Source organism: Nocardioides alpinus, from assembly GCF_900112035.1.
GTDB lineage: Bacteria > Actinomycetota > Actinomycetes > Propionibacteriales > Nocardioidaceae > Nocardioides > Nocardioides alpinus.
In genome coordinates this window covers 127027-147895 of sequence record NZ_FOKC01000004.1, presented here as the reverse complement: position 1 = coordinate 147895, position 20869 = coordinate 127027, and the positions used below count along the sequence as shown (strand labels likewise).

At 72.9% G+C, this 20869-nt stretch carries 19 protein-coding genes; 13 read left to right on the top strand and 6 right to left on the bottom strand.

The features are described from left to right. Window positions 1-70 precede the first annotated feature (70 nt). Both BM127_RS10540 and BM127_RS10535 read right to left on the bottom strand, forming a co-directional pair. Window positions 71-598, bottom strand: coding sequence for a CGNR zinc finger domain-containing protein (locus BM127_RS10540; RefSeq protein ID WP_091198382.1), 528 nt, complete (start codon window positions 596-598; stop codon window positions 71-73). 93 nt (window positions 599-691) lie between these two features. Beyond that, on the bottom strand, window positions 692-2959 hold the full coding sequence (locus BM127_RS10535; protein ID WP_091198379.1) for a helicase C-terminal domain-containing protein: 2268 nt from the start codon (window positions 2957-2959) through the stop codon (window positions 692-694). Window positions 2960-3028: 69 nt separating this feature from the next. Between BM127_RS10535 and BM127_RS10530 the strand changes: the two genes are divergently transcribed. From BM127_RS10530 to BM127_RS10505, 6 genes are all read left to right on the top strand, one after another. After that, entirely contained in the window at window positions 3029-3844 is an 816-nt protein-coding gene (locus BM127_RS10530) for a PP2C family protein-serine/threonine phosphatase (protein WP_091198377.1), read from the top strand. Next, window positions 3841-4992: an FHA domain-containing protein gene (locus BM127_RS10525; protein ID WP_091198375.1), complete on the top strand. Its 1152-nt coding sequence runs from the start codon at window positions 3841-3843 to the stop codon at window positions 4990-4992. Before BM127_RS10530 ends, BM127_RS10525 begins: the two co-directional genes overlap by 4 nt. A 14-nt stretch (window positions 4993-5006) precedes the next feature. Beyond that, entirely contained in the window at window positions 5007-6137 is a 1131-nt protein-coding gene (locus BM127_RS10520; RefSeq protein ID WP_091198372.1) for an RDD family protein, read from the top strand. A 14-nt stretch (window positions 6138-6151) separates the two neighbouring features. Further along, window positions 6152-8008 (top strand): helix-turn-helix domain-containing protein, encoded by a 1857-nt coding sequence (locus BM127_RS10515; RefSeq protein ID WP_091198368.1) that lies wholly within the window; start codon window positions 6152-6154, stop codon window positions 8006-8008. Between the two features lie 93 nt (window positions 8009-8101). Further along, a complete protein-coding gene (locus tag BM127_RS10510) occupies window positions 8102-8875 on the top strand; it encodes a 3-hydroxybutyrate dehydrogenase (RefSeq protein WP_091198365.1) in 774 nt (257 codons plus the stop codon). Window positions 8876-8928: 53 nt separating this feature from the next. Beyond that, a complete protein-coding gene (locus tag BM127_RS10505; RefSeq protein WP_091198362.1) occupies window positions 8929-10299 on the top strand; it encodes an MFS transporter in 1371 nt (456 codons plus the stop codon). Between the two features lie 60 nt (window positions 10300-10359). Here the strand turns inward: BM127_RS10505 and BM127_RS10500 are convergent, their stop codons facing one another. After that, the gene (locus BM127_RS10500) at window positions 10360-12456 is read right to left on the bottom strand and encodes a S8 family serine peptidase (RefSeq protein ID WP_175507370.1); all 2097 of its coding nucleotides are present in this window, start codon (window positions 12454-12456) and stop codon (window positions 10360-10362) included. Window positions 12457-12675: 219 nt separating this feature from the next. Between BM127_RS10500 and BM127_RS23015 the strand changes: the two genes are divergently transcribed. Beyond that, window positions 12676-13071 (top strand): cold-shock protein, encoded by a 396-nt coding sequence (locus BM127_RS23015; RefSeq protein ID WP_139227709.1) that lies wholly within the window; start codon window positions 12676-12678, stop codon window positions 13069-13071. Window positions 13072-13092: 21 nt separating this feature from the next. Here the strand turns inward: BM127_RS23015 and BM127_RS10495 are convergent, their stop codons facing one another. Further along, window positions 13093-14526: an MFS transporter gene (locus BM127_RS10495; RefSeq protein WP_231263196.1), complete on the bottom strand. Its 1434-nt coding sequence runs from the start codon at window positions 14524-14526 to the stop codon at window positions 13093-13095. 113 nt (window positions 14527-14639) lie between these two features. Between BM127_RS10495 and BM127_RS10490 the strand changes: the two genes are divergently transcribed. Beyond that, window positions 14640-15419, top strand: a complete 780-nt coding sequence (locus BM127_RS10490) for a DUF3027 domain-containing protein (protein ID WP_091198354.1) — start codon at window positions 14640-14642, stop codon at window positions 15417-15419. 20 nt (window positions 15420-15439) lie between these two features. Here BM127_RS10490 and BM127_RS10485 read toward each other — a convergent pair whose 3' ends face one another. Together BM127_RS10485 and BM127_RS10480 are read right to left on the bottom strand one after the other, a co-directional pair. Then, window positions 15440-16081, bottom strand: a complete 642-nt coding sequence (locus BM127_RS10485) for a class I SAM-dependent methyltransferase (protein ID WP_091198351.1) — start codon at window positions 16079-16081, stop codon at window positions 15440-15442. Next, window positions 16078-16365 (bottom strand): DUF2530 domain-containing protein, encoded by a 288-nt coding sequence (locus BM127_RS10480; RefSeq protein WP_231263198.1) that lies wholly within the window; start codon window positions 16363-16365, stop codon window positions 16078-16080. Before BM127_RS10480 ends, BM127_RS10485 begins: the two co-directional genes overlap by 4 nt. 70 nt (window positions 16366-16435) lie before the next feature. On the opposite strand from BM127_RS10480, the gene BM127_RS10475 reads away from it, so the two are divergent. The 5 genes from BM127_RS10475 (at window position 16436) to rpsG (ending at window position 20854) form a co-directional block, all read left to right on the top strand. Then, complete coding sequence (locus BM127_RS10475; RefSeq protein WP_231263199.1) at window positions 16436-17914, top strand: NCS2 family permease; 1479 nt, start codon at window positions 16436-16438, stop codon at window positions 17912-17914. Between the two features lie 156 nt (window positions 17915-18070). Beyond that, window positions 18071-18514: a MarR family winged helix-turn-helix transcriptional regulator gene (locus BM127_RS10470; RefSeq protein WP_091198346.1), complete on the top strand. Its 444-nt coding sequence runs from the start codon at window positions 18071-18073 to the stop codon at window positions 18512-18514. Window positions 18515-18553: 39 nt separating this feature from the next. Then, the gene (locus BM127_RS10465) at window positions 18554-19825 is read left to right on the top strand and encodes an MFS transporter (protein ID WP_091198343.1); all 1272 of its coding nucleotides are present in this window, start codon (window positions 18554-18556) and stop codon (window positions 19823-19825) included. Between the two features lie 187 nt (window positions 19826-20012). Further along, window positions 20013-20384: a 30S ribosomal protein S12 gene (rpsL, locus tag BM127_RS10460; RefSeq protein WP_056599611.1), complete on the top strand. Its 372-nt coding sequence runs from the start codon at window positions 20013-20015 to the stop codon at window positions 20382-20384. Further along, window positions 20384-20854, top strand: a complete 471-nt coding sequence (gene rpsG / locus BM127_RS10455; RefSeq protein WP_091198340.1) for a 30S ribosomal protein S7 — start codon at window positions 20384-20386, stop codon at window positions 20852-20854. The genes rpsL and rpsG overlap by 1 nt, the downstream gene beginning before the upstream one ends. The last annotated feature ends 15 nt before the right edge of the window (window positions 20855-20869 follow it).

The window sequence follows — 20869 nt, the reverse complement described above, 5'->3', positions numbered from 1 at the left end:
GCGATCTCGTGGGGTGATCAGCACCTGACGAGTCTACGGACGGACGCACGCGGTGCCCGCGGCGTACGGCTCAGCTGGCGGACGCTGCCCGCTGCCGGGCCCGGAAGGCGGCGACGTTGGCCCGCGAGGAGCAGCGGTCGGAGCAGTAGCGGCGCGACTGGTTGGGGGAGGTGTCGACGAAGACGTGCTCGCAGCGCGGCTCCGAGCAGATGCCGAGCCGGGTCGCCCCGAGGTCGCACACCAGCGTGGCCAGCCCCATCAGCGACTCACCGACCAACAGCTCCGACACGGACGCTGCCCGGTTGGCGACGTGCATGTGGAGGTGGTCGGGGTCGTGGTCGGAGATCATCGGCGTGACCGGGTGCGTGGCGAGGAGGTCGTTGAGCGAGCTCACGACGAGGGACACGTCGTCCACCCCGGAGGCCTCGAACACGGGTCGCAGCTCGGCCTGGAACGCCCGCAGCGAGGTCACGTCGGCCTCGTCCACCGAGCGGTGCAGCCACGACCGGTCCGCCAGGTGCTCGCGGAGCGCCGCCTCGTCCGCGAGCTCGGCGTTGACGAGCGCCGCGGCACGCTCGGCGTAGCGGATGAAGTCCACAGCGCAAGTTTACGGGTCGAGCATCGGAGCGCCGGGTCCCCGCGGCGTTGTTGGAGGAGCGGAGCAGACGAGAAGGACGTCGTGGGGTGGGGCCTAGGCCCGACGGACTCCGGTGATGCGGTGCACCGCGAACTCGCGTACGTCGTCCGCGCGGTGGTCGAAGGCCGAGAGCCGGCCACCGTCGAGGCGTCGCGGGTCGACGACGCGCTCGCCCGTGGCACCGTGGTTGTCGACGTAGCCGATGACCACGGTGCTGCCGGACTCGATCGCCTCGCGCAGTGCTGCCAGTGCCCCGGACGGGCTCGTGGTCGTCGCGGTCGACGGCCGCGAGGACTCGGCCCGGTCGCCCGCGCGGATCGCCGTGGCCACCGCCTGCACCTGAGCGGCCTGGCGCGCCTCGACGGCGCCGGCGGGACGACGTCCGCGCCGGCTGCGCGCCCGCTGGAGGTCCGGCCGGCTCACCCGGACCGTCCCGTCCGCGGCCTCGACCACCGGCGCGGCGCCCAGCTCGCGCAGCCGCGGCAGCAGCACGTCGATCGGGGAGGTCGCGATGGCGACCGTCGGGGCGAGCAGCCGCAGGCCCAGCGTCCGCGCCCGCGGGTCGTGGACGAGCGCAGCGAGCGCGGCCTCGTCGTCGGCGCGCAGGAACGCCTCGGCGTGCCCCACCCGCACCGACCCGAAGGTGCGGGCGACGTCGTCGACGAGGAAGTCCAGCGGCTGGGGGACCGGGGTCTGCGACACGGAGGTGAGGAACTCGCGCACCTCGAGGGCCGACCAGCCGGCGTCGAAGCCTCGGCGCAAGGATCCGGACGTGAAGCGGTAGACCGTCGCACCGCCGCGCGACTCGACGTCGGCGAGCAGGTGCATCCGGCGGGCCACCTCGGTCTCCAGCGGCCCAGGGGCCACGGCGGTGAGGTCGGCCTGGAGCAGGACCTGGTCGACCGCCCGCGGAAGCTGCGGTTCGATGGCCCGGGCGGCGGCGGGGAGGTCGCCCTCCGCCACCAGCCGGCCACTGGGCGGCAGGCCTCCGGCGCCGCTGACACCCAGGGCGGCAGCCTCGACCAACGCCGCCGAGACGAGCTCGGCGAAGACCGTGGGGCGGCGCGGGCGCAGCCAACCGATGCGCTGCACCAGGGAGGCGACGCCGGTGCCGACGGCGAGCACCTTGCCGTCCGGGACCTCGGCCAGGACCTGGAGGGCCAGCCGCCGCGCCTCCTCGGCGAGCCCGCTGGAGAGCTCGGGGGCCAGCGCGTTCCACGACTTGCCGGCGGCGTCACGTGAGCCCACGAGCGAGGGCACGCGGCTGCTGGACAGCCATCCGCCGACCAGGCGGGCCCACCGCTCGGAGATCGGGGTCCCCGACCAGATGTCGAACTCCTCGGTGGGCAACCAGGCGGGCGTCCCGTCAGGCTCGGTGCCCTCGGCGATCAACCCGCAGGCCAGGGCCACCTCGACGATGAGGGCGGCCCCGGCCTCGTCGACGTGCAGCTCGCGCGCCACCAGCTTGAGGTCGCGCACGGCCAGCCCACCGCTGCGGAGCACGCTCGGCGGTTGGAGGCCCCAGTGGTCCAGCAGCAGCTCCACCCGTCGTACGACGTCGAAGGCGGCGCCCGCCGCCGTCCGGGCGACCAGTGCGGCGTCGCGTGCGGTGGTGGCCAGGTCCGGGACCTCGTCGACCGGATCGGTGGTCGTGCGACCGCCGCGCAGCGCGAGGCCCACCTCGCCCGGCAGCACGACGGCGTCGCCCTCACGCGGCACCAGCAGGCGGCGGCTGATCAGCTCCTCGGCGGGGGTGGCGGCCTGGGCGGGCGTGACCGTGCGGCGCGCGGACCCGGTGGTGCCCTCCCCGCCGTGGGCGTCCACGTGGCGCAGCAGTGCGGTCGCCGCCGGGCCCAGCTCGGCGAGCCGGGCGGCCACCTCCTCGGGGGCGGCGGGCTCGGGGCTGCAGGGCCGGAGTCCGCTGGTGCCGACCGGCAGGCCCCGCATCGCGTCGGCCACGCCGCTCAGCGCGCGGATGCCGCCGGGGGCCTCCCACGCGAGGGCGAGGTCGAGCAACCGTTGCAGCGCGCGCGACGTCCGGGCCTCGTCGGCGTGGACGATCGAGATCAGGTCCGCAGAAGTGGTTTGACCTGCAACCAGCAGGGCATCAAGCACGGAAAGTTCCAGACGGTCGAGGCCGTCGAGGGCGCGGTGGATCGACGAGCGCGTGGCGGCCCGGGAGGCCAGCTGCGACGAATCTTGAGGGGCGGGTGTGGCGAGATCCGGACGGGCCCTGAGCAGCGCGACGAGCCGCTCGTCCGGCCAGCTCCTGAGCTGGTCGGCAAGTGTTCGTGCGGGTGTCGCCCGCCCACGACTGGACATCCCTCTTACGCTACTCGCCGGGTCGGCGCCGCCGCCCCACATCTCGACACCGGGCGAAGAGGGCTGGGCATGAGGAACGTCGATCTGCACCACGGGTCGTCGAGCGACGTCGGCCTCGTGCGCAAGGTCAACGAGGACTCCTTCCTGGTCGCGCCCCCGGTCTTCGTCGTCGCCGACGGCATGGGCGGCCACTCCGGGGGCGACGTGGCCAGCCGGATGGTCGTCGAGGAGTTCCAGCGCCTCGCCGAGGTCTACGACCCGGCCCGCGGCGCCGAGCACGTCGCCGACGCGTTCGCCCGCGCGCAGGCCCGGATCGTCGACTACGGCAACGCCCACCGTGCGCTCTCGCCGGGCTGGCACGCCGGCACCACGGCCGTCGTCGCGGTGCTCGTCGACGACCACGGGGTCACCAAGTGGCTGCTGGCCAACGTGGGTGACTCCCGCATCTACCGCATCACCGAGGGCCGGCTCGAGCAGATCAGCGTCGACCACTCGGTCGTGCAGGAGCTGATCGACGCCGGCCAGATCACCCCCGAGGAGGCGGCCGTCCACCCGGAGCGGCACGTCATCACCCGCGCGCTCGGCAGCCCCGAGGGCATCGAGCCCGACTTCTTCCTGCTGCCCCTCGGCTCGGTCGAGCGCCTGCTGCTCTGCAGCGACGGCGTCACCGGGATGATCGAGGACCAGGAGATCGAGGACATCCTCGAGACGGTCCCTGACCCGCGTGACGCGGCCGACAGGCTGGTCCGCGCGGCAGTGGCGGCCGGGGGGCGCGACAACGCCACGGCGGTCGTGGTGGATGTGGTGGGATTGGTCAAGGACGCCAGTTACGACTCGCAGCGCCAGCTGCAGAGTCTCGAATCCAAGCTCGGGGGACGACAGTGAGTGCAGAGGCCAGGTTCGCGCCGGGGGACTGGTACGCCGTCGTGGGCGACCACGTGACGGTCCTGCTGCCCGGCAGCCAGCGCGGTCGCGTGGCCGAGCTGTGGGACCTCGCCGACACCGGTGCCACTGCCGACGCCGTCCTGGACGCCCTGCTCGCCGGGGGACTGTCCTCGCTCGACCACTTCGCGCTCGTCGCCCACAGCGACGACTCGACGCGCCTGCTCGTCCGCGGTGCGCCGACGGCGTCCGTCTCCACGACCGCCGGGGACGAGATCGTCAGCGCCGCGCCCGGCACCGCCTGGAGCGAGCAGGTCCTCACCGGCGTCTCCAGCATCCGCGTCACCCTGACCGGCGACAGCGCCGTCGAGCACGTCCTGACCCCCGGGCTGTCGCGGGTGTCGGTGGTCGAGTTCGGTACGCCGTCCGGCGCCGGCGCAGCGCCCGCAGCCGAGGTCCCGGAGGCCCCCGCGCCCCCGGCCGAGCCGGAGGAGCCGGTCCTGGCCGTCGTGCCCGAGCCGACCCCGGACGCCGAGCCGACCCCGGACCCCGAGCCCGAACCCACCCCCGAGCCGGACCCCACCCCCGAGCCCGAACCCGTGCCGGTCGAGGTGCCGGCCTCCGCGGCACCGCTGACCTTCGGCGAGCCCGAGGACGACCCCACCCCGACCGGCGAGACGCCGGTCGTCGAGGACGACTGGACCGACCGCGACGGCCAGACCATGGCGGGCCCGCCGCAGGTGGACTTCGACCGGCCGCCCGTCCCCGGCCAGGAGATCGCGCCCGACGTCGTGTCGCAGCCGGTGGCCTCGCTGGTCTTCTCCACCGGTGACGTGATCTCCGTCGACCGCACGATCCTGGTCGGCCGGGCCCCCGAGGCCCGCCGCTTCGCCTCCCACGACCAGCCCCACGTCGTGACGGTGTCCAGCCCCCACCAGGAGATCTCCTCGACGCACCTCGAGATCCGACCGGGCGCCGGTGCCGACCACGGCTCGGCGATCGCGACCGACCTGGGCTCCACCAACGGCACCGTCCTGGCCCAGCCCGGCCTGGACCCCGAGGAGCTCACCCCCGGCATCGCCGTCAGCCTGATCCCCGGCGCGGTCCTCGACCTCGGCGACGGCGTCACCATCCAGGTCACGAACCCCTGAGGACCCCCACCGCCGTGACGCAGCAGCAGGTCCCCCTGACGTACCCGATCGCCCAGCTCGAGCGACGCTTCACCGCGTTCGCCGTCGACCGCCTCCTCGCCTGGGGGCTGCTGGTCGCCGTCGGAGTGGTCACCGCGATCGTCACCGACGACGTGTGGACCACGGTCGCGGCCGTCGGCGGCGCGATGGTGCTGTTCTGGCTGGTCCTCGCGATCGTGCTCGGCGTCACCGGCAACTCGCCCGGCAAGGCGGCCGCCGGTCTGCGGGTCGTCCACCACGGCACCGGCACGCCGATCGGGATCGGACCCGCGCTGCTGCGCTCGCTGGTGCTCGGTGCGGCCGGCCTGTTCACCTTCGGGATCGGGATCGCCACCCTCGCCTGGACGGCCGTGGAGGACCGGGGTCGTCAGCGCCGTGGGTGGCACGACCACCTCGCCAGGTCCGTCGTGGTCGACGTACGCCCCGCGGTCGAGGTCGCCGACACCGGAGCCGACGAGGGCCCGCGCCACATCGTCAACCTCACCGCGATGCGCCTGGTCCCGGCGCCGCCGGTCGAGTCGGTCCGCACGCCCGAGCGCACCGAGCAGTCCGTGCGCCGGCAGCCGCTCCCGGCCGACGTCGTCGCGCCGCCGGAGACCCGGCCGGGTCCTCCACCGGGGATGCAGCCGCCGCCCGCGCACGTCGCACAGCCGGCCCCTTCGCAGCCGGCCCCTTCGCAGCCGGCTCCGCCGCAGCAGGCCACGCCCCAGCAGCGCCCCCCTCAGCCGCAGCAGCCGCAGCTGCCGCCCCAGCAGCGCCCGGCGGCCCCGCCCCTGCGGTGGCGGGTGCACTTCGACAACGGTGAGAGCTTCGTGATCGCCGGCCTGGCCCTGGTCGGGCGGCGCCCCGAGGCGCGCAACGGCGAGCAGGTCGCCCACCTGATCCCGCTGTCGTCCGCCGACATGTCGGTCTCCAAGACGCACGCGCAGTTCGGGCCGGCGCCGGACGGGACGATCGTGGTGATGGACCGCGGCTCGACCAACGGGACGGTCCTGGTCCGCCAGGGGGTCACGCGCCAGCTCGCCCCCGGCAAGCCCGCGTCGCTCGTCGACGGGGACAAGGTCGTCTACGGCGACCGCGAGATGACGCTCACGCGCGAGGCCTGAGCCCGCACGGCAGGATGGGCCTCGTGCCGACCTTCCTCGACCTGCTCTACGACGAGGCGCCTCGTGCCGCCTTCGACGAGCACCTCGCGCAGCTCGAGCGCGGCGTCGGTGACGACAAGGCGGCGGCGCTCCGCACGGAGTACGACGTCGCCCTGCGGCTGCGCGACCTGATGACGCGGATGCGCTCGCGCGAGGCCGAACTGTCGGCGCTCTACGAGACGGCCTCCGACCTCACCGCGATCCGCGACGTCGACACCATCCTGGCCGCGATCGTGCGGCGCGCGCGCCAGCTGCTGCACTGCGACATGACCTACCTGTCGCTCAACGACGACGGGGAGGGCGACGGCGACGGCGCGTCCTACATGAAGGTCACCGACGGTGCCCTGACCCGGGAGTTCCAGACGCTGCGGCTGCCGCTCGGCACCGGCCTGCTCGGACTGGTCGCCCAGACCGGCGCCGCCTACTTCACGGAGGACTACGCCGCCGACGACCGCTTCGTGCACAAGGGCTTCATCGACAAGGCCGTGGCGGGCGAGCAGATCCGCGCGATCCTGGGCGTCCCGCTGGTGCTCGACGGCGTGGTCATCGGGGCCCTGCTGGCGGTCCACCGCACCGTGCGCCGCTTCCCGCAGTCGGAGGTCAGCCTGCTCACCTCGTTCGCGGCGCACGCCGTGGTCGCCCTGGAGAACGCGCGCCTCTTCGTCGAGCTCGACGAGGCCAACCGTTCGCTGACCCGCCACACCGAGGCCGTCGACGCCGCGGCGCTGGCACACGACCGCCTCACCGACCTCCTGCTCGGCGGGGGAGGGGTCGCAGAGGTGGCCGAGGTGCTGTCCAGCGTGCTCGACGGTGCGGTGTCGGTGTGGACGCCCGCCGGTGAGCTCCAGGCGGGTGAGGACATCGGACTTGCCTGGACCGACGCGGTGCCCGCCGCGGTGGCCTCGGGACGCTGCGTCGTGGTCGAGTCTGGGCTCGTGGCCGCTGCCCGCGCCGGCACGGAGCACGTCGCCACCCTGGTGCTGCGTCGCGAGGCGCCGCTCGACCTCGCCGGTCGTCGTACGCTCGAGCGCGGCGCCCTCGTGACCGCGCTGGTGCTGCTCTTCGCGCGGTCCGTCAGCGATGCCGAGGAGCGCCTCGGCGGCCAGCTGCTCGTGGACCTGCTGGAGGCCGGGCCGGAGGCGCGAGAGCGCCTGCGTGACCGCGTACGACGTCACAGCGCAAGCCTCGACGGACCCGTGGTCGTGGCCGCGGCATCGATCGACGGCGCCGACCGGCACCGTGCGAGCCGCGCCGCCGTGTCCCTCGCCCGCCGGATGTCGGGGCTGGCCGGGGAGCACCGCGGAGCCGTGGTGATGGTGGTGCCGAGCGAGGACCCGCAGCGCGTGGGCACCGACCTGCAGGCGGCGATGTCCGGCGCCGGCGGTGTGGCCACGGTGGGCGTGGCGGCGACGAGCGACGCGCTCCACGAGGACCGGCTGGTGGCCGCGCACGCGGAGGCCCGGCGCTGCCTGGACACCCTCGTCCGGCTGGGACGCGTCGGCGACGTGAGCGACCCCGCCGGTCTCGGCGTCGCCCGGCTGCTCCTCGGTGACAACGACCCCGAGCACGTCGCGGCCTTCGTCGAGACGATGGTCGGTCCGGTGCGGGAGTGGGACGCGCGGCGTGGCACCGGGCTGGTGGCCACCCTCGAGGAGTGGTTCGCGAGCGGCGGGCACCTCAAGGACACTGCGGCCGCCCTGCACGTGCACCCCAACACCGTGACCCAACGGCTCGACCGGATCGGCGAGCTCCTCGGTCCCGACTGGCGCGGGCCGGTCCGCGCGCTGGACCTCCAGCTCGCGCTGAAGCTGGCCAGGTTGCAGGCGGACTGACCCTCGGCCATGTGCCCGGAGAACATGCTGAGTGCTGAAATGTGGCGTTGAAGACCATGTGCTGTCCGTCACGCGCCTCCCTACGGTGAGGGCATGACCACCGACCTCGCACGCTCCGCCGGACCCGCCCTGCGCGGACGCCGGGCCCTGGTGACCGGGGCGGCCAGCGGCATCGGTGCCGCGGTCGCGGCCCGCCTCGCCGAGAGCGGGGCCGAGGTCCACCTCCTCGATCGCGACGAGGAGGGCGTGGCCAAGGTCGCTGCGCAGGTGCACGGCACGCCGCACGTCGTCGACCTCACCGACCAGGCTGCCATCGAGGCGCTGGACCTGGACGTCGACATCCTCGTCAACAACGCCGGCATCCAGCACGTCGCACCCGTCGAGGACTTCGACCCCGAGCAGTTCCGCACGATCCACGCGCTGATGCTCCACGCCCCCTTCCTGCTGGCCCGCCGCGTCCTGCCCGGGATGTACGACCGCGGCTGGGGTCGGCTGGTCCACGTCTCCAGCGTCCACGGCCACCGCGCCTCGGCCTACAAGTCCGCCTACGTCAGCGCCAAGCACGGCCTCGAGGGACTCTCCAAGGTCATCGCGCTCGAGGCCGCCGACAAGGGCGTCACCAGCAACACCGTCTGTCCCGGCTACGTGCGTACGCCGCTGGTCGAGGGCCAGCTCGCCGACCAGGCGCGCACCCACGGCATCGCCGAGGACGAGGTCCTCGACACGGTGCTGCTGGCCCGCACCCCGGTGAAGCGTCTCGTCGAGCCCGAGGAGGTCGCCGACGCGGTGGCCTTCCTCTGCGGTCCCGCCGCCACGTCCATGACGGGCACCTCCCTGCTCCTCGACGGCGGCTGGACCGCCGCCTGACCCCGTGGCTCCGCACCACCACGCCAGCACCTCCCCCCGATGAAAGGCAGCTCATGTCCACCGACACCTCCACCACGACCGGGACCGGCGCGCCGGGTGCTCAGCCCGAGCGCACCGGCATCGTCAAGGTCGTCTTCGCGTCCCTGATCGGCACCGCCGTCGAGTGGTACGACTTCTTCCTCTACGGCTCGGCCGCGGCGCTCGTGTTCGGCACGCTGTTCTTCCCCGAGAGCGAGCCCGCCACCGCCACGCTGCTGGCCTTCGGCACCTACGCGCTCGGTTTCGTGGCGCGTCCGCTGGGCGGGGTCGTCTTCGGCCACTTCGGCGACAAGGTCGGTCGCAAGAAGATGCTGGTCTTCTCGCTGTTCCTCATGGGCGTGGCGACGTTCGCGATCGGCCTGCTCCCGACGTACGCCGCCATCGGCGTCGCGGCCCCGCTGCTCCTGCTGCTGTGCCGCCTGGTCCAGGGCTTCGCGGTCGGTGGTGAGTGGGGTGGTGCCGTCCTGATGGCAGCCGAGCACGGCGACGACTCGCAGCGCGGCTTCTGGTCGTCGTGGCCGCAGGCCGGTGTGGCGCTGGGCAACCTGTTCGCCACCGGCGTGCTGTGGGTGCTGGCCGCCGTGCAGTCCGACGCCGCGTTCGAGGCGTGGGGCTGGCGGATCCCGTTCCTGCTGAGCGCCGTCCTGGTGGGTGTCGGCCTGTGGGTCCGCCTGTCGATCGAGGAGTCGCCGGTCTTCGCGGAGACCAAGGCCGAGATGGAGACCAAGGAGTCGGCCCACATGCCGATCATCGAGGTCTTCCGCAAGTACCCCAAGGAGGTCTTCGTGGCCATGGGGATGCGGATGGCGGAGAACATCTCCTACTACCTCTTCACGATCATCTCGATCTCGTTCCTCACCCTCTACGCCGGCACGGCCGACGACAAGCCGCTGATCCTCAAGGCGCTGCTCATCGGCTCGGTCGTCCACTTCGTGACCATCCCGCTGGTCGGCGCGCTCAGCGACAAGGTCGGTCGGCGTCCGCTCTACCTCGCCGGTGCCGTCGGGGTCGCGGTGTGGTCGTGGTTCTTCTTCGACCTGATCGCCTCGCGCTCCGAGCCCAAGATCATCCTCGCGATCTGCGTCGGCCTGGTCCTGCACGCGCTGATGTACGCCCCGCAGGCGGCGTTCTTCTCCGAGCTGTTCGGCACCTCGGTGCGCTACACCGGCGCCTCCGTGGGCTACCAGCTCGCCTCGATCTTCGCCGGCGCGCTCGCCCCGATCATCGCGATCGACCTCCTCGGCAGCGCCAGCGAGGGCACTGCCAACGTCGACAAGGTGGCGATCTACATGACGATCGCTTCGGTGCTCACAGTCATCGCGGTCCTGTTCGCCCAGGAGACGAAGGCGACCTCCCTGCGCCACGACCGGGTGCTCGACACCTGAGCGCACTTCCGGTCGGCACGGGCCGTCGTCCCTCCGGGGGCGGCGGCCCGTCGTCGTACGTCAGCGGGTCAGGGCGACCGGCACGCGGGTGGTGCCGCCGAGGGCGCCGAGCCAGACGAGCTCACCGTCGTCGAGGCGACCGGGCCCGGTGGGCCCGGACACGGTGATGGTGAAGCGTGCGGACTGACCCGGCCGGAGGCGTACGGCCAGGGGGCGCACCGTGACCCGGTGCGAGGTGAACCCGCGCGCCGTCACCGAGAAGTACTCCGGGCGTGGGCCGACGTTGGTGACCGTGCGGACCGCCGTCGTCTGCCGCGCCGACATCAGGAGCGAGCTGGTGTTGAGCGCGTCCAGCCGGTGCGTACGGAGGGCGCGACGCCAGGCGTGACGTGGCACGTCGAGGGCCAGGTGACCGGTCGGGGCGACGCCCGGCAGGGCTCCGCTGCCCTGGGCCAGGACCGACGAACCGCGGATGGGCGTGCCCGAGGTGACGAGCAGGGAGCGCACCACGGCGGCCGGGGCGTCGCGCTCGGCCAGCAGGAGGGCGGCCAGCCCGCTCGCGTGGGCGGTGGCCGCGGAGCTGCCGCTGAAGACACCCCAGCTGCGTCCGCTCGTCTCGGGCACGGCACCGAGCACCGCGTCGCCGTCGGCGACCGCGTCCGGCTTGAGGGCGACGCCGCGGGGGTCGCCCGAGGCGCTCCACGGTGCCGTACGCCGGGTGCCGGGGGTGCCGCTCGCGCGGGACATCCGCACCCGTACGCCGGGGTGGCGGGCGACCCAGCGGCCGAGCTCCCGACCGGCAGCCGCGGACAGGTGGACGGTCGGCACGGAGTGGAAGTCGGCCGACACGGCGCCCGGACGCAGGTTGACGAGCACCATCGCGCGTCCACCTGCCTGGGAGACGGCCTCCGACTTGTCGATGCGGCCGATGCCGCCCCGTCGGCACACGACGATGCGGCCCGCGACGCGCCGCGAGTCGAGGGCACCGCGACGGCACTGACCCGCAGCGCGGCGCGAGACCCCGGGAGCAGGTGCGTCCTGGGCGAGCACGGCGCGTCCCGCCACGGCAGCAGGTCGGCCGCCGCCGGTCCAGGAGCGCCCGCCGGGCAGCGCGACCAGCCCGCGCGACATCCGGCCCACGGCCGAGCCCACGGTCGTCACCCACGGCCCCGCGTGCGCGGCGTACGCCGAGCCGGACGTGTTGCCGGACGCACCGACCACCACGATGTCGGCCTCCGCGGCGCCGAGCAGGGCGCGCTGCAAGGTGTCGATGCCCTCGCCGCCGGCCAGCGCGAGGCTCAGCACGTCGACGCGGTCGGCGACGGCAGCGTCCACCGCGGCGACCACGTCGGCCGTCGAGCAGCCGTCGCCGGCGGGGTCGGGCGCACCCCAGCAGGCCTTGTAGGCGGCGATCCGCGCCTGTGGGGCGACGCCGCCGTACCGGCCGGCATCGCGGTCGTCGACGCGGACGCTGATCCCGGCGTTGCCGGCGGCGACCGAGGAGACCTGGGTGCCGTGGCCCAGGACGTCACGCGCCGACAGCGACTCCGAGGAGCGGACCCGGTCCGCGCCGAAACCCTCGACGAACCAGCGGGCCCCGACGACCTTGCGGGTGCAGTCCGCGCTCGACCAGCCCTCGCCCTCGGCGCACGCGCCGGCGAAGCTCCGCGGGTCGCGGCCCAGGCCGGGGACGTCGGCGAAGGCGGGGGACTCCGGTGCGATGCCCGAGTCGACCACGCCGATCACCACACCCGCTCCACCGCGCAGGCGGGGAGTGGTGGCGCCCCGCACGCTCGCCATCGTCGTACGACCGGCCAGCGGGCGGACCTGGTCGGCCTCGATCGCAGCGATGCCGGGCTGGTCGTCGAGGACGGAGAGCTGGTCCTCGCTCAGGTGGGCGGCGAAGCCGTTGAGTGCGGTGGTCCAGCGGTAGACGGGTTCGCCCGCGCCGATGGCGGCCAGGAGGGCGTCCTGGCGGGCGAGCAGCTCGGCGGCGTCCTTCGAGCCCGCACTGGTCCCGGCGCCCTGGAGGGTGACGAGGGTCAGCGGTCCGGTCGCGGGGGAGCCGGACGCCGGAGCGTCGTCGGCGAGCGCGGCTCCGGCGGCGGGGAGTGCGAGCCCGAGCGCGAGCAGGCTGCATCCGAGGATCCGTCCCACCGGTCGTGACCACACGGTGCCCCACCCCTTCGTCGCCTCACTCGTGCCCGCCAGGTGCGGGCGGAACCACCGAGGGTCCCATGGTCCCAGCACGTGTGCACGCAAATCAAAGCCCGGGGCTGCCGAACCCGTTGGTGGAGCGCCGGTCCGGACGCCTATCCTGTGCCGCGCCCGTGAACCCACGTGGCCCCAGGATGTTGAGTCGAGCGGAGAAGTCCCGTGCCCAGTGGCAAGGTGAAGTGGTACGACGCGGAGAAGGGCTTCGGCTTCCTGTCCCAGGAGGACGGCCCGGACGTCTACGTGCACTCCGACGCCCTGCCCGAGGGCACCGGGACCCTCAAGGCGGGCACCAAGGTCGAGTTCGGCATCGCCCAGGGCCGCCGGGGCGACCAGGCCCTCCAGGTCCGCGTCGTCGACGCCCCCGCCTCGGTCACCCGCAACCAGCGCAGCGCCCAGCGCAAGCAGCCCGAGGCGATGGTCACGATCGTCGAGGACCTGATCAAGATGCTCGAGGGTGTCGAGGAGACCTACCGCCGGGGTCGCCACCCCGAGCGTGCCGCCAGCAGCGGCACGGCGAAGGTGCTGCGCGCCCTCGCCGACGAGCTGGAGCTCTGAGCCGGTTCCGCAGTCGGGCGGTCAGGTCCGCGCGGTCGCTGCCGTGCCGGGCGGGCGGCTGACCAGCACGAAGGTCGCCCAGGCTCCCAGCGCGGCCGCCGCGATGCCGAGGCCCAGCTGCGGCACCAGCGGCATGGCGATGCCGACGAACCCGCCGATCACCCAGGCCAGCTGAAGGGTGGTGTCGGACCGGGCGAAGGCACTCGCCTGGATCCGGCTGGGCACGTCGCGCTGGATGGTCGAGTCGAGCGACAGCTTCGCGAGCGACTGCGCCAGGCCGGCAGTGAGGCCGAGCAGCACCAGCGTGGGCAGGCCGTAGAACAGTGCTGCCACGACGGCGACGACCGCGTCGGCCAGCAGGGCGAGCACGACGGTCATGGCCGGATTGAGGCGTTGCAGGAGTGACCCGATGGCGATGCCGAGGGTGTTGCCGAGGCCGGCCGCGCCGATCACCAGGCCGAGCAGCACCTCGGGCTTCCAGTCGCCGATCGGGTTGTCGCGCAGCAGGAACGCCATGAACATCGTGAGGAACCCCGAGAGCCACCGCGGTCCGCAGTTGGCGCGGAGGGCGAACGCCACAGCCGCGGGGATGCGGGTCTTCGGTCGGCGGCTCGTGCTCGCAGTGGTGCCCGTGGTCGTCGGACCGGTGAGCACCAGCTCGCCCTCGCCCTGGCTGGCGTCGACCTTCTCCGGCAGGCGGATCGCCCAGATGGTGGCGAGCACGAACACCACGAACCCGTAGCGCAGCGACCACTCCGGCCCGAAGGTCGAGGCGAGGATGGCGAGCGGGGCCGAGATGCCGGCGCCGACGATGCCGGCGAGGGAGACCCGCGCGTTGGCCTTGACCAGGGTCAGGTCGGGTGGCAGGAGCCGCGGCACGGCGGCCGCGCGGGTGACTCCGTACGCCTTGGACGCCACGAGGACGCCGAGCGCTGCGGGGAACAGCCACGGCGACTCGGTGATCACGGCGGTGGCCAGCACCCAGCAGAGGAAGCAGCGGATCGCCATGGTCGCCCCGACCGCCCAGCGGCGGCCGTGGCTGAAGCGGTCGAGGAACGGGCCGATCAGGGGGGCGACGATCGCGAACGGGAGCATCGTCAGGCCCAGGAACAGGGCCACCTGTCCGCGCGCCTCGCCGGTGGGGACCTGGAAGAAGAGGGTGCCTGCCAGCGAGATCGCCACGGCGGCGTCGCCGGCGGCGTTGAAGGCGTGCAGCTCGATGAGCCGCGAGAGGCCCGAGTCGCCGGCGCCCTCGGCCCGCGTCGCCCGCCGCGCCTGCGACACGGCGTACTGGCCTGCGGTGCCGGCTCCGCGGCCGGCGACCTTGGCACCACGACCGGCCGCCTTCGCGCCCTTCGCGGCCCCCGACAGGGAGCGGCGCACGGCACCGGACGGTGCCGGACGGGCGGACTCCGGCCGCGGACCCGGGGTCGGGTCAGGGCGGTCGGTGGTCACGGGCACCATCTTGGACTACCGCCCTGACACCGGCGCCGCGCCGTCCCGGCTTCGGTCCCGGCGGGACAGGACCACCGACCGTTTGCGATGATGCACCCGTGATCTCTCTCCCCATGCGTGCCGGCAAGCCGGACTCGACCCTCGTCAAGGCTGTCGACGTGGCCCGAGGCATCGTCCTCGAGGTCGCTGAGCCGTCCGAGGTGGGCGAGCACCTCGGCGCGCACGCCGAGGGCGAGCGCGTGGTGACGCACCAGTTCGCGTGCGAGCGCCCCGGCTACCCCGGCTGGTACTGGTCGGTCACGCTCACGCGGGCCAAGCGCGGCAAGGACCTCACCGTCAACGAGGTCGTGCTGCTCCCCGGCGACGACGCGATCGTCGCGCCGGCCTGGGTGCCCTACAAGGAGCGGCTCCAGCCCGGCGACCTGTCGCCCGGCGACCTGCTGCCCGTCGAGGACGAGGACCCGCGGCTCGTGCCGACCTACCTCGTCGGCGACGACCCGCTCGACGAGCCGTTGGACGGCGACGCCCGCGCCCAGGTGCGCCGCGTGGCCGAGGACCTCGGGCTGGGACGCATCCGCACGCTGAGCCGCGAGGGCATCGACATGGCCGCGGAGCGCTGGTACGCCGGCCCCGCCGGCCCCGAGTCGCCGCTGGCCAAGAGCGCCCCGGACACCTGCACCACCTGCGGCTTCCTCCTGCGCATCAACGGGTCGCTGTCCGAGTCCTTCGGTGTCTGCGCCAACGGCAACGCCAACGACGACGGCAAGGTCGTGAGCCTCGACCACGGTTGCGGCGCCCACTCCGAGGTCAAGCTGGCCCGCAAGCAGCAGCCGCTGCCGATGCCCGACCACGCCTTCGACACCCTCACCGACGACGAGTACGAGCGGATCTGAGCCGCCCAGCCGCTGTCCGGCTAGAGGGCGTGGCCGAACGACGTCAGCGTCTGCGGCCGGTCGTCGCGCGAGAGCACCCACACGGCGTAGTCGGCGGCCGGCGGGTGGAGCTCGTACGAGCCCGCGCGCAGGTCGACGCGAAGTCCGCAGGCGGCTGCGTCGGCGGCGAACTCGTCGGGGCTGTAGGCGCGTGCCGTCGCAGGCCCGTCGACGGGATGGAACCCGACCAGGACGCGACCGCCCGGTGCCAGGACGTCGTGCACCCGCCGCAGCACCTCGCGCTCGGTGTCGGCGGCGAGGAAGACCATCACGTTGCCGACCAGGACGACGAGGTCGAAGGCCGCTCCCAGGTCGGCGGGGTCCACGTCGAGGACGTCGGAATGGATGACGGACAGGTCGGGGTAGGTCCGTCGCGACTGCGCGACCAGGTCCGCGTCGGGCTCCACCGCGGTCACCTCGTGTCCACGTGCCTGCAGCGCGGCAGCCACGCGACCCATCCCGGAGCCGATGTCGAGGATGCGGGCGCGGCGTGCGACGAGCACGTCGGCGAGGCGGGCCTCACCGTCGACGTCGGCGCCCTCCTCGACCAGCTGCGCGAACTTCGCCCCGTAGCCGCGGTTGCCCGCGCCGGCGAGCGCCCACCGGGTGGGCGGGGTGCTCATCCGCCGGCCTGCTGAGCGGCGCGTTCCTTGCGGCGACGGCGGCAGTACTCCAGACCGCACAGCCCGAGGCCGAAGCCGGCCAGGCAGGTCCAGAGCCACCACGTGCGGCCGCTCTCCTCGAGGGTGCCCCAGAAGGGGAGCAGGCCGAGGAAGCCGAGCAACCACAGGGCGGTGCCGACCTCCGTGGTGCGGACGCCGTCGACGTCGAGAGGCTCGACCTGCGCGACGATGAAGGTCCGGTTGCCGATCTCGTGCTGCGTCGGCTGCTCGTCGCCCAGGTCCACGTCGAGCACGCTACACGCGAGACGGTGCACGAAACACGGACGTAGCACCGTTCTGCCACACTCCCGTCCCGTGACTGATGACACCACCACCGCGCCCCCTCCCCGGAAGGCCACCGGCCTCGACGGGTTCTTCCAGATCACTGCACGAGGCTCGACCGTCGGCCGCGAGGTCCGCGGCGGCGTCGTCACCTTCTTGACGATGGCCTACATCGTCGTGCTCAACCCGCTGATCCTCGGCTTCGTGCCGGACTCGACGGGGGCCTTCCTCGGTGGTGGTCCCGGGGACGGGTCCAACCTCCCCGTGATCGCCGCCGGCACCGCCCTGGTCGCGGGCCTGCTGACGATCCTGATGGGCTCGGTGGCCAACTTCCCCCTCGCGCTGGCCACCGGTCTCGGGCTCAACGCGTTCGTGGCCAACGCCATCGCGACGCGGTCGACGTGGGCCGACGCGATGGGCCTGGTCGTCCTCGAGGGCCTGATCATCCTCGTGCTGGTGCTGACCGGCTTCCGCAAGGCGGTCTTCCACGCCGTTCCGCAGCAGCTGAAGATCGCGATCTCGGTCGGCATCGGCCTGTTCATCGCCCTGATCGGCTTCGTCGACGCCGGCTTCGTGACCCGCATCCCCGACGCATTCCAGACGACCGTCCCGGTCCAGCTCGGCAACGGCGGCACGCTCACCGGCTGGCCGGTCCTCGTCTTCGCGATCGGGGTCATCCTCATCATCGCCCTCTGGGTGCGCCAGGTGCGCGGGGCGATCCTCATCTCGATCGTCGCCACCACCGTGCTGGCGTTCGTCCTCCAGGCCGTGCTCGACCTCGGGTCGGTCGCCGTCGACGGTCCGGGCAACTGGTCGCTCAACGTGCCCGAGTTCAACGGGTTCGTCGACGTGCCCGACTTCGGCACCCTCGGCGAGTTCTCCCTCTTCGGCGCCTTCTCGTCCGTCGGCTTCCTGGCCGCGCTGCTCCTTGCCTTCACGCTGCTGCTCGCCGACTTCTTCGACACCATGGGCACCATGACGGCGATCGGCGCCGAGGCCGGGCTCAACGACGAGGAGGGCATCCCGCCCCACTCGCAGCGCATCCTCATCGTCGACTCGATCGGCGCCGTCGCCGGTGGCGCCGCGGGAGTCTCGTCGAACACGTCCTACATCGAGTCGGCGTCCGGCGTCGGCGAGGGCGCCCGCACCGGCCTCGCGTCCGTGGTGACCGGCCTGCTGTTCCTGCTGACGACGTTCTTCGCCCCGATCGTCGAGGCGATCCCGTCGGAGGCGGCCGTCCCGGCGCTGGTGCTCGTCGGGTTCCTGATGATGCAGCAGGTCAAGGGCATCGACTGGGACGACCTCGAGATCGCCATCCCGGCCTTCCTCACCATCGTGCTCATGCCGTTCACCTACTCGATCAGCGTCGGCATCGGCGCCGGCTTCCTGGCGTACGTCCTGATCAAGCTGGTCATCGGGAAGTTCCGCGAGGTGCACCCACTGATGTGGCTCGTGGCAGCGCTCTTCGTCGTCTACTTCGCGATCGCCCCGCTGACCTCCTGGCTCACCTGACGGACTTCCCCCAACCGCGCAGGAGTCACCGCTGAAGCGGTGACTCCTGCGCGGTTCGGCTGTTGCAACGGCCCATCCGCGCGGGGGTCACCGCTGAGGCGGTGACTCCTACAGCTGCGGAATTGTTAGCACAGGTAATGAGTTATGCTAACTACCATGCCGACCGCCGACCTCCGCACCGACGCCGGGCTCGCCTCAGAGCTCCGGGCGTCCGTGATGCGCATGCGCCGCCGCCTGGTGTCCGAGCGCCACCCCGACAACGACCTGAGCATCGGGCAGATGGTCGTCCTCGGGCTCCTCGTACGCCTCGGTGAGCAGACCGTCGGCGAGCTGGCGCGCGCCGAGCGCGTGCAGCCGCCGTCGATGACCCGGACGGTCAACTGTCTGGAGACCGACGGCTACGTCGTACGCCGCCCGCACGAGACCGACGGCCGCCAGGTCGTCGTCTCGCTCACCGACTCCGGCCGGGCGGCCGTGCTCGCCGACCGGCAGCGCCGCGACGCCTGGCTCGCCCAGCAGCTCGGCAGGCTCACGCCGGCCGAGCGCGCCACCCTCCGCGAGGCCGCACCGATCCTCGCCCGACTTGCCCTGACCGACTGACCTGACCGAGGAGTCACCACGAGCCCCACGTTCCGCTCCCTGAGCAACCCCAACTACCGCCGCTACGCAGCGGGCGGCGTCGTGTCGAACACCGGCACCTGGATGCAGCGCGTCGCCCAGGACTGGCTGGTCCTCCAGCTCGCCGTGGGCTCCGGCGCGACCGCACTCGGGATCACCACCGGACTGCAGTTCCTGCCGTTCCTGCTGGTGACCCCGTTCGCCGGTCTCGTCGCCGACCGGATGCCCAAGCAGCGGCTGCTCCAGCTGACCAACCTGGGCATGGCGCTGCCTGCCGCCGTCCTCGGCGTGCTCGCCGTCACCGGCACGGCCGAGGTGTGGCACGTCTACGTCCTGGCCCTCCTGCTCGGCACGGCCTCGGCGTTCGACGCCCCGGCCCGCCAGTCGTTCGTGTCGGAGATCGTCGACCCGGTCGACCTGACCAACGCGGTCGGCCTCAACTCGGCGAGCTTCAACGCCGCGCGCCTGGTCGGCCCCGGCCTGGCCGGACTGCTCATCGCCGCGCTGGGCGGGGGAGCGGTCGCCACGGGCTGGGTCATCCTCGTCAACGCCGTGTCGTACGCCGCGCCGATCTGGTCCCTGCGCCACCTCGACGCCAGCCGCATCGACGCCGCCGCCCCCGCCGACCGCGGGCCGGGTGCGATCCGCGAGGGCGTCGCCTACGTCCGCGCCCGCCCCGACCTCCTGCTCGTGCTGAGCCTGGTCTTCTTCGCCGGCACCTTCGGCCTCAACTTCCAGATCACCTCCGCGCTGATGGCCACCGAGGTCTTCGGCAAGGGACCGACCGAGTTCGGCCTGCTGGGCAGCTTCCTGGCCGTCGGTTCGCTGACCGGGGCCCTGCTGGCCGCGCGTCGCGAGCACGTACGCCACCGCCTGGTCGTGGGCTCCGCGCTCGCGTTCGGCGCCACGGTGGTGCTGGCGGGCCTGATGCCCACCTACCTCACCTTCGCGCTGCTGACCCCGATCACCGGACTGACCGCGCTGACCTTCATCACCAGCGCCAACACCTACATGCAGCTGCACACCGACGCCGGCGTCCGGGGGCGGGTGATGGCGCTCTACCTGATGATCTTCATGGGCGGCACCCCGGTCGGTGCACCCATCATCGGGTGGATCGGTCACGAGTACGGCGCCCGCTGGACGCTGCTGGGTGGGGGACTGCTCACCATCACCGGCGTGGCGGTGTCGGCAGCGGTCTACCTGCGCGCGGAGCGGGTCCGGCGCGACCGGGTCGCGCCCACCGGCGAACCGGGCGAGGAAGCGGCCGTCGCAGCGGCTCCCGCGGCATTTTGACCCTGTCGTAGGGCCCGAGTAGCCTCATTCCTTGTGTCTGGCACGACCAGACCCATCCGCATGCTCGGAAGCCACTGCTCAGTCTCTGAGCCCGGCCCAGCCGGCGACAGGCACAGCACGAACGCAACACCACCGAGTCCGGCACAGCGTCGGACCGAGACGAGAAACAGAGAGAGGGAACCACCAGGTGCCCACCATCAACCAGCTGGTCCGCAAGGGCCGCCAGGACAAGGTGTCGAAGTCCAAGACGCCTGCCCTGAAGGGATCCCCGCAGCGCCGTGGCGTCTGCACCCGCGTCTACACCACCACCCCGAAGAAGCCGAACTCCGCCCTCCGCAAGGTCGCCCGCGTGCGCCTGAGCAGTGGCGTCGAGGTCACCGCCTACATCCCGGGTGTCGGTCACAACCTGCAGGAGCACTCCATCGTGCTCGTCCGCGGCGGCCGTGTGAAGGACCTTCCCGGTGTGCGCTACAAGATCATCCGCGGCACGCTCGACACCCAGGGTGTCAAGAACCGCAAGCAGGCCCGCAGCCGCTACGGCGCGAAGAAGGAGAAGTAATGCCTCGCAAGGGTCCCGCTCCCAAGCGCCCTCTCGTCTCTGACCCGGTCTACGGCTCGCAGCTGGTCACCCAGCTCGTCAGCAAGGTCCTGCAGGACGGCAAGAAGGCCGTTGCCCAGCGCATCGTCTACACCGCCCTCGAGGGTTGCCGCGAGAAGACCGGCACCGACCCGGTCGTCACGCTCAAGCGCGCGCTCGACAACGTCAAGCCGGCCATCGAGGTCAAGTCCCGCCGCGTCGGCGGCGCGACCTACCAGGTCCCGATCGAGGTCAAGGCCAACCGCAGCACGACGCTGGCCCTGCGCTGGCTCGTCGGCTACGCCGCCGACCGTCGCGAGAAGACCATGTCCGAGCGACTCATGAACGAGATCCTCGACGCCAGCAACGGCCTCGGTGCCGCTGTGAAGAAGCGCGAGGACACCCACAAGATGGCCGAGTCCAACAAGGCCTTCGCCCACTACCGCTGGTGAGGACGAGAGGCCGTA

Excerpts from the sequence above, each read along its gene's own strand:
- BM127_RS10535 (WP_091198379.1), bottom strand. The coding sequence starts at position 2,959 with ATGTCCAGTCGTGGGCGGGCGACACCCGCACGAACACTTGCCGACCAG.
- BM127_RS10530 (WP_091198377.1), top strand. The coding sequence starts at position 3,029 with ATGAGGAACGTCGATCTGCACCACGGGTCGTCGAGCGACGTCGGCCTC.
- BM127_RS10515 (WP_091198368.1), top strand. The coding sequence starts at position 6,152 with ATGGGCCTCGTGCCGACCTTCCTCGACCTGCTCTACGACGAGGCGCCT.
- BM127_RS10510 (WP_091198365.1), top strand. The coding sequence starts at position 8,102 with ATGACCACCGACCTCGCACGCTCCGCCGGACCCGCCCTGCGCGGACGC.
- BM127_RS10505 (WP_091198362.1), top strand. The coding sequence starts at position 8,929 with ATGTCCACCGACACCTCCACCACGACCGGGACCGGCGCGCCGGGTGCT.
- BM127_RS10490 (WP_091198354.1), top strand. The coding sequence starts at position 14,640 with ATGCGTGCCGGCAAGCCGGACTCGACCCTCGTCAAGGCTGTCGACGTG.
- BM127_RS10485 (WP_091198351.1), bottom strand. The coding sequence starts at position 16,081 with ATGAGCACCCCGCCCACCCGGTGGGCGCTCGCCGGCGCGGGCAACCGC.
- BM127_RS10470 (WP_091198346.1), top strand. The coding sequence starts at position 18,071 with ATGCCGACCGCCGACCTCCGCACCGACGCCGGGCTCGCCTCAGAGCTC.
- rpsG (WP_091198340.1), top strand. The coding sequence starts at position 20,384 with ATGCCTCGCAAGGGTCCCGCTCCCAAGCGCCCTCTCGTCTCTGACCCG.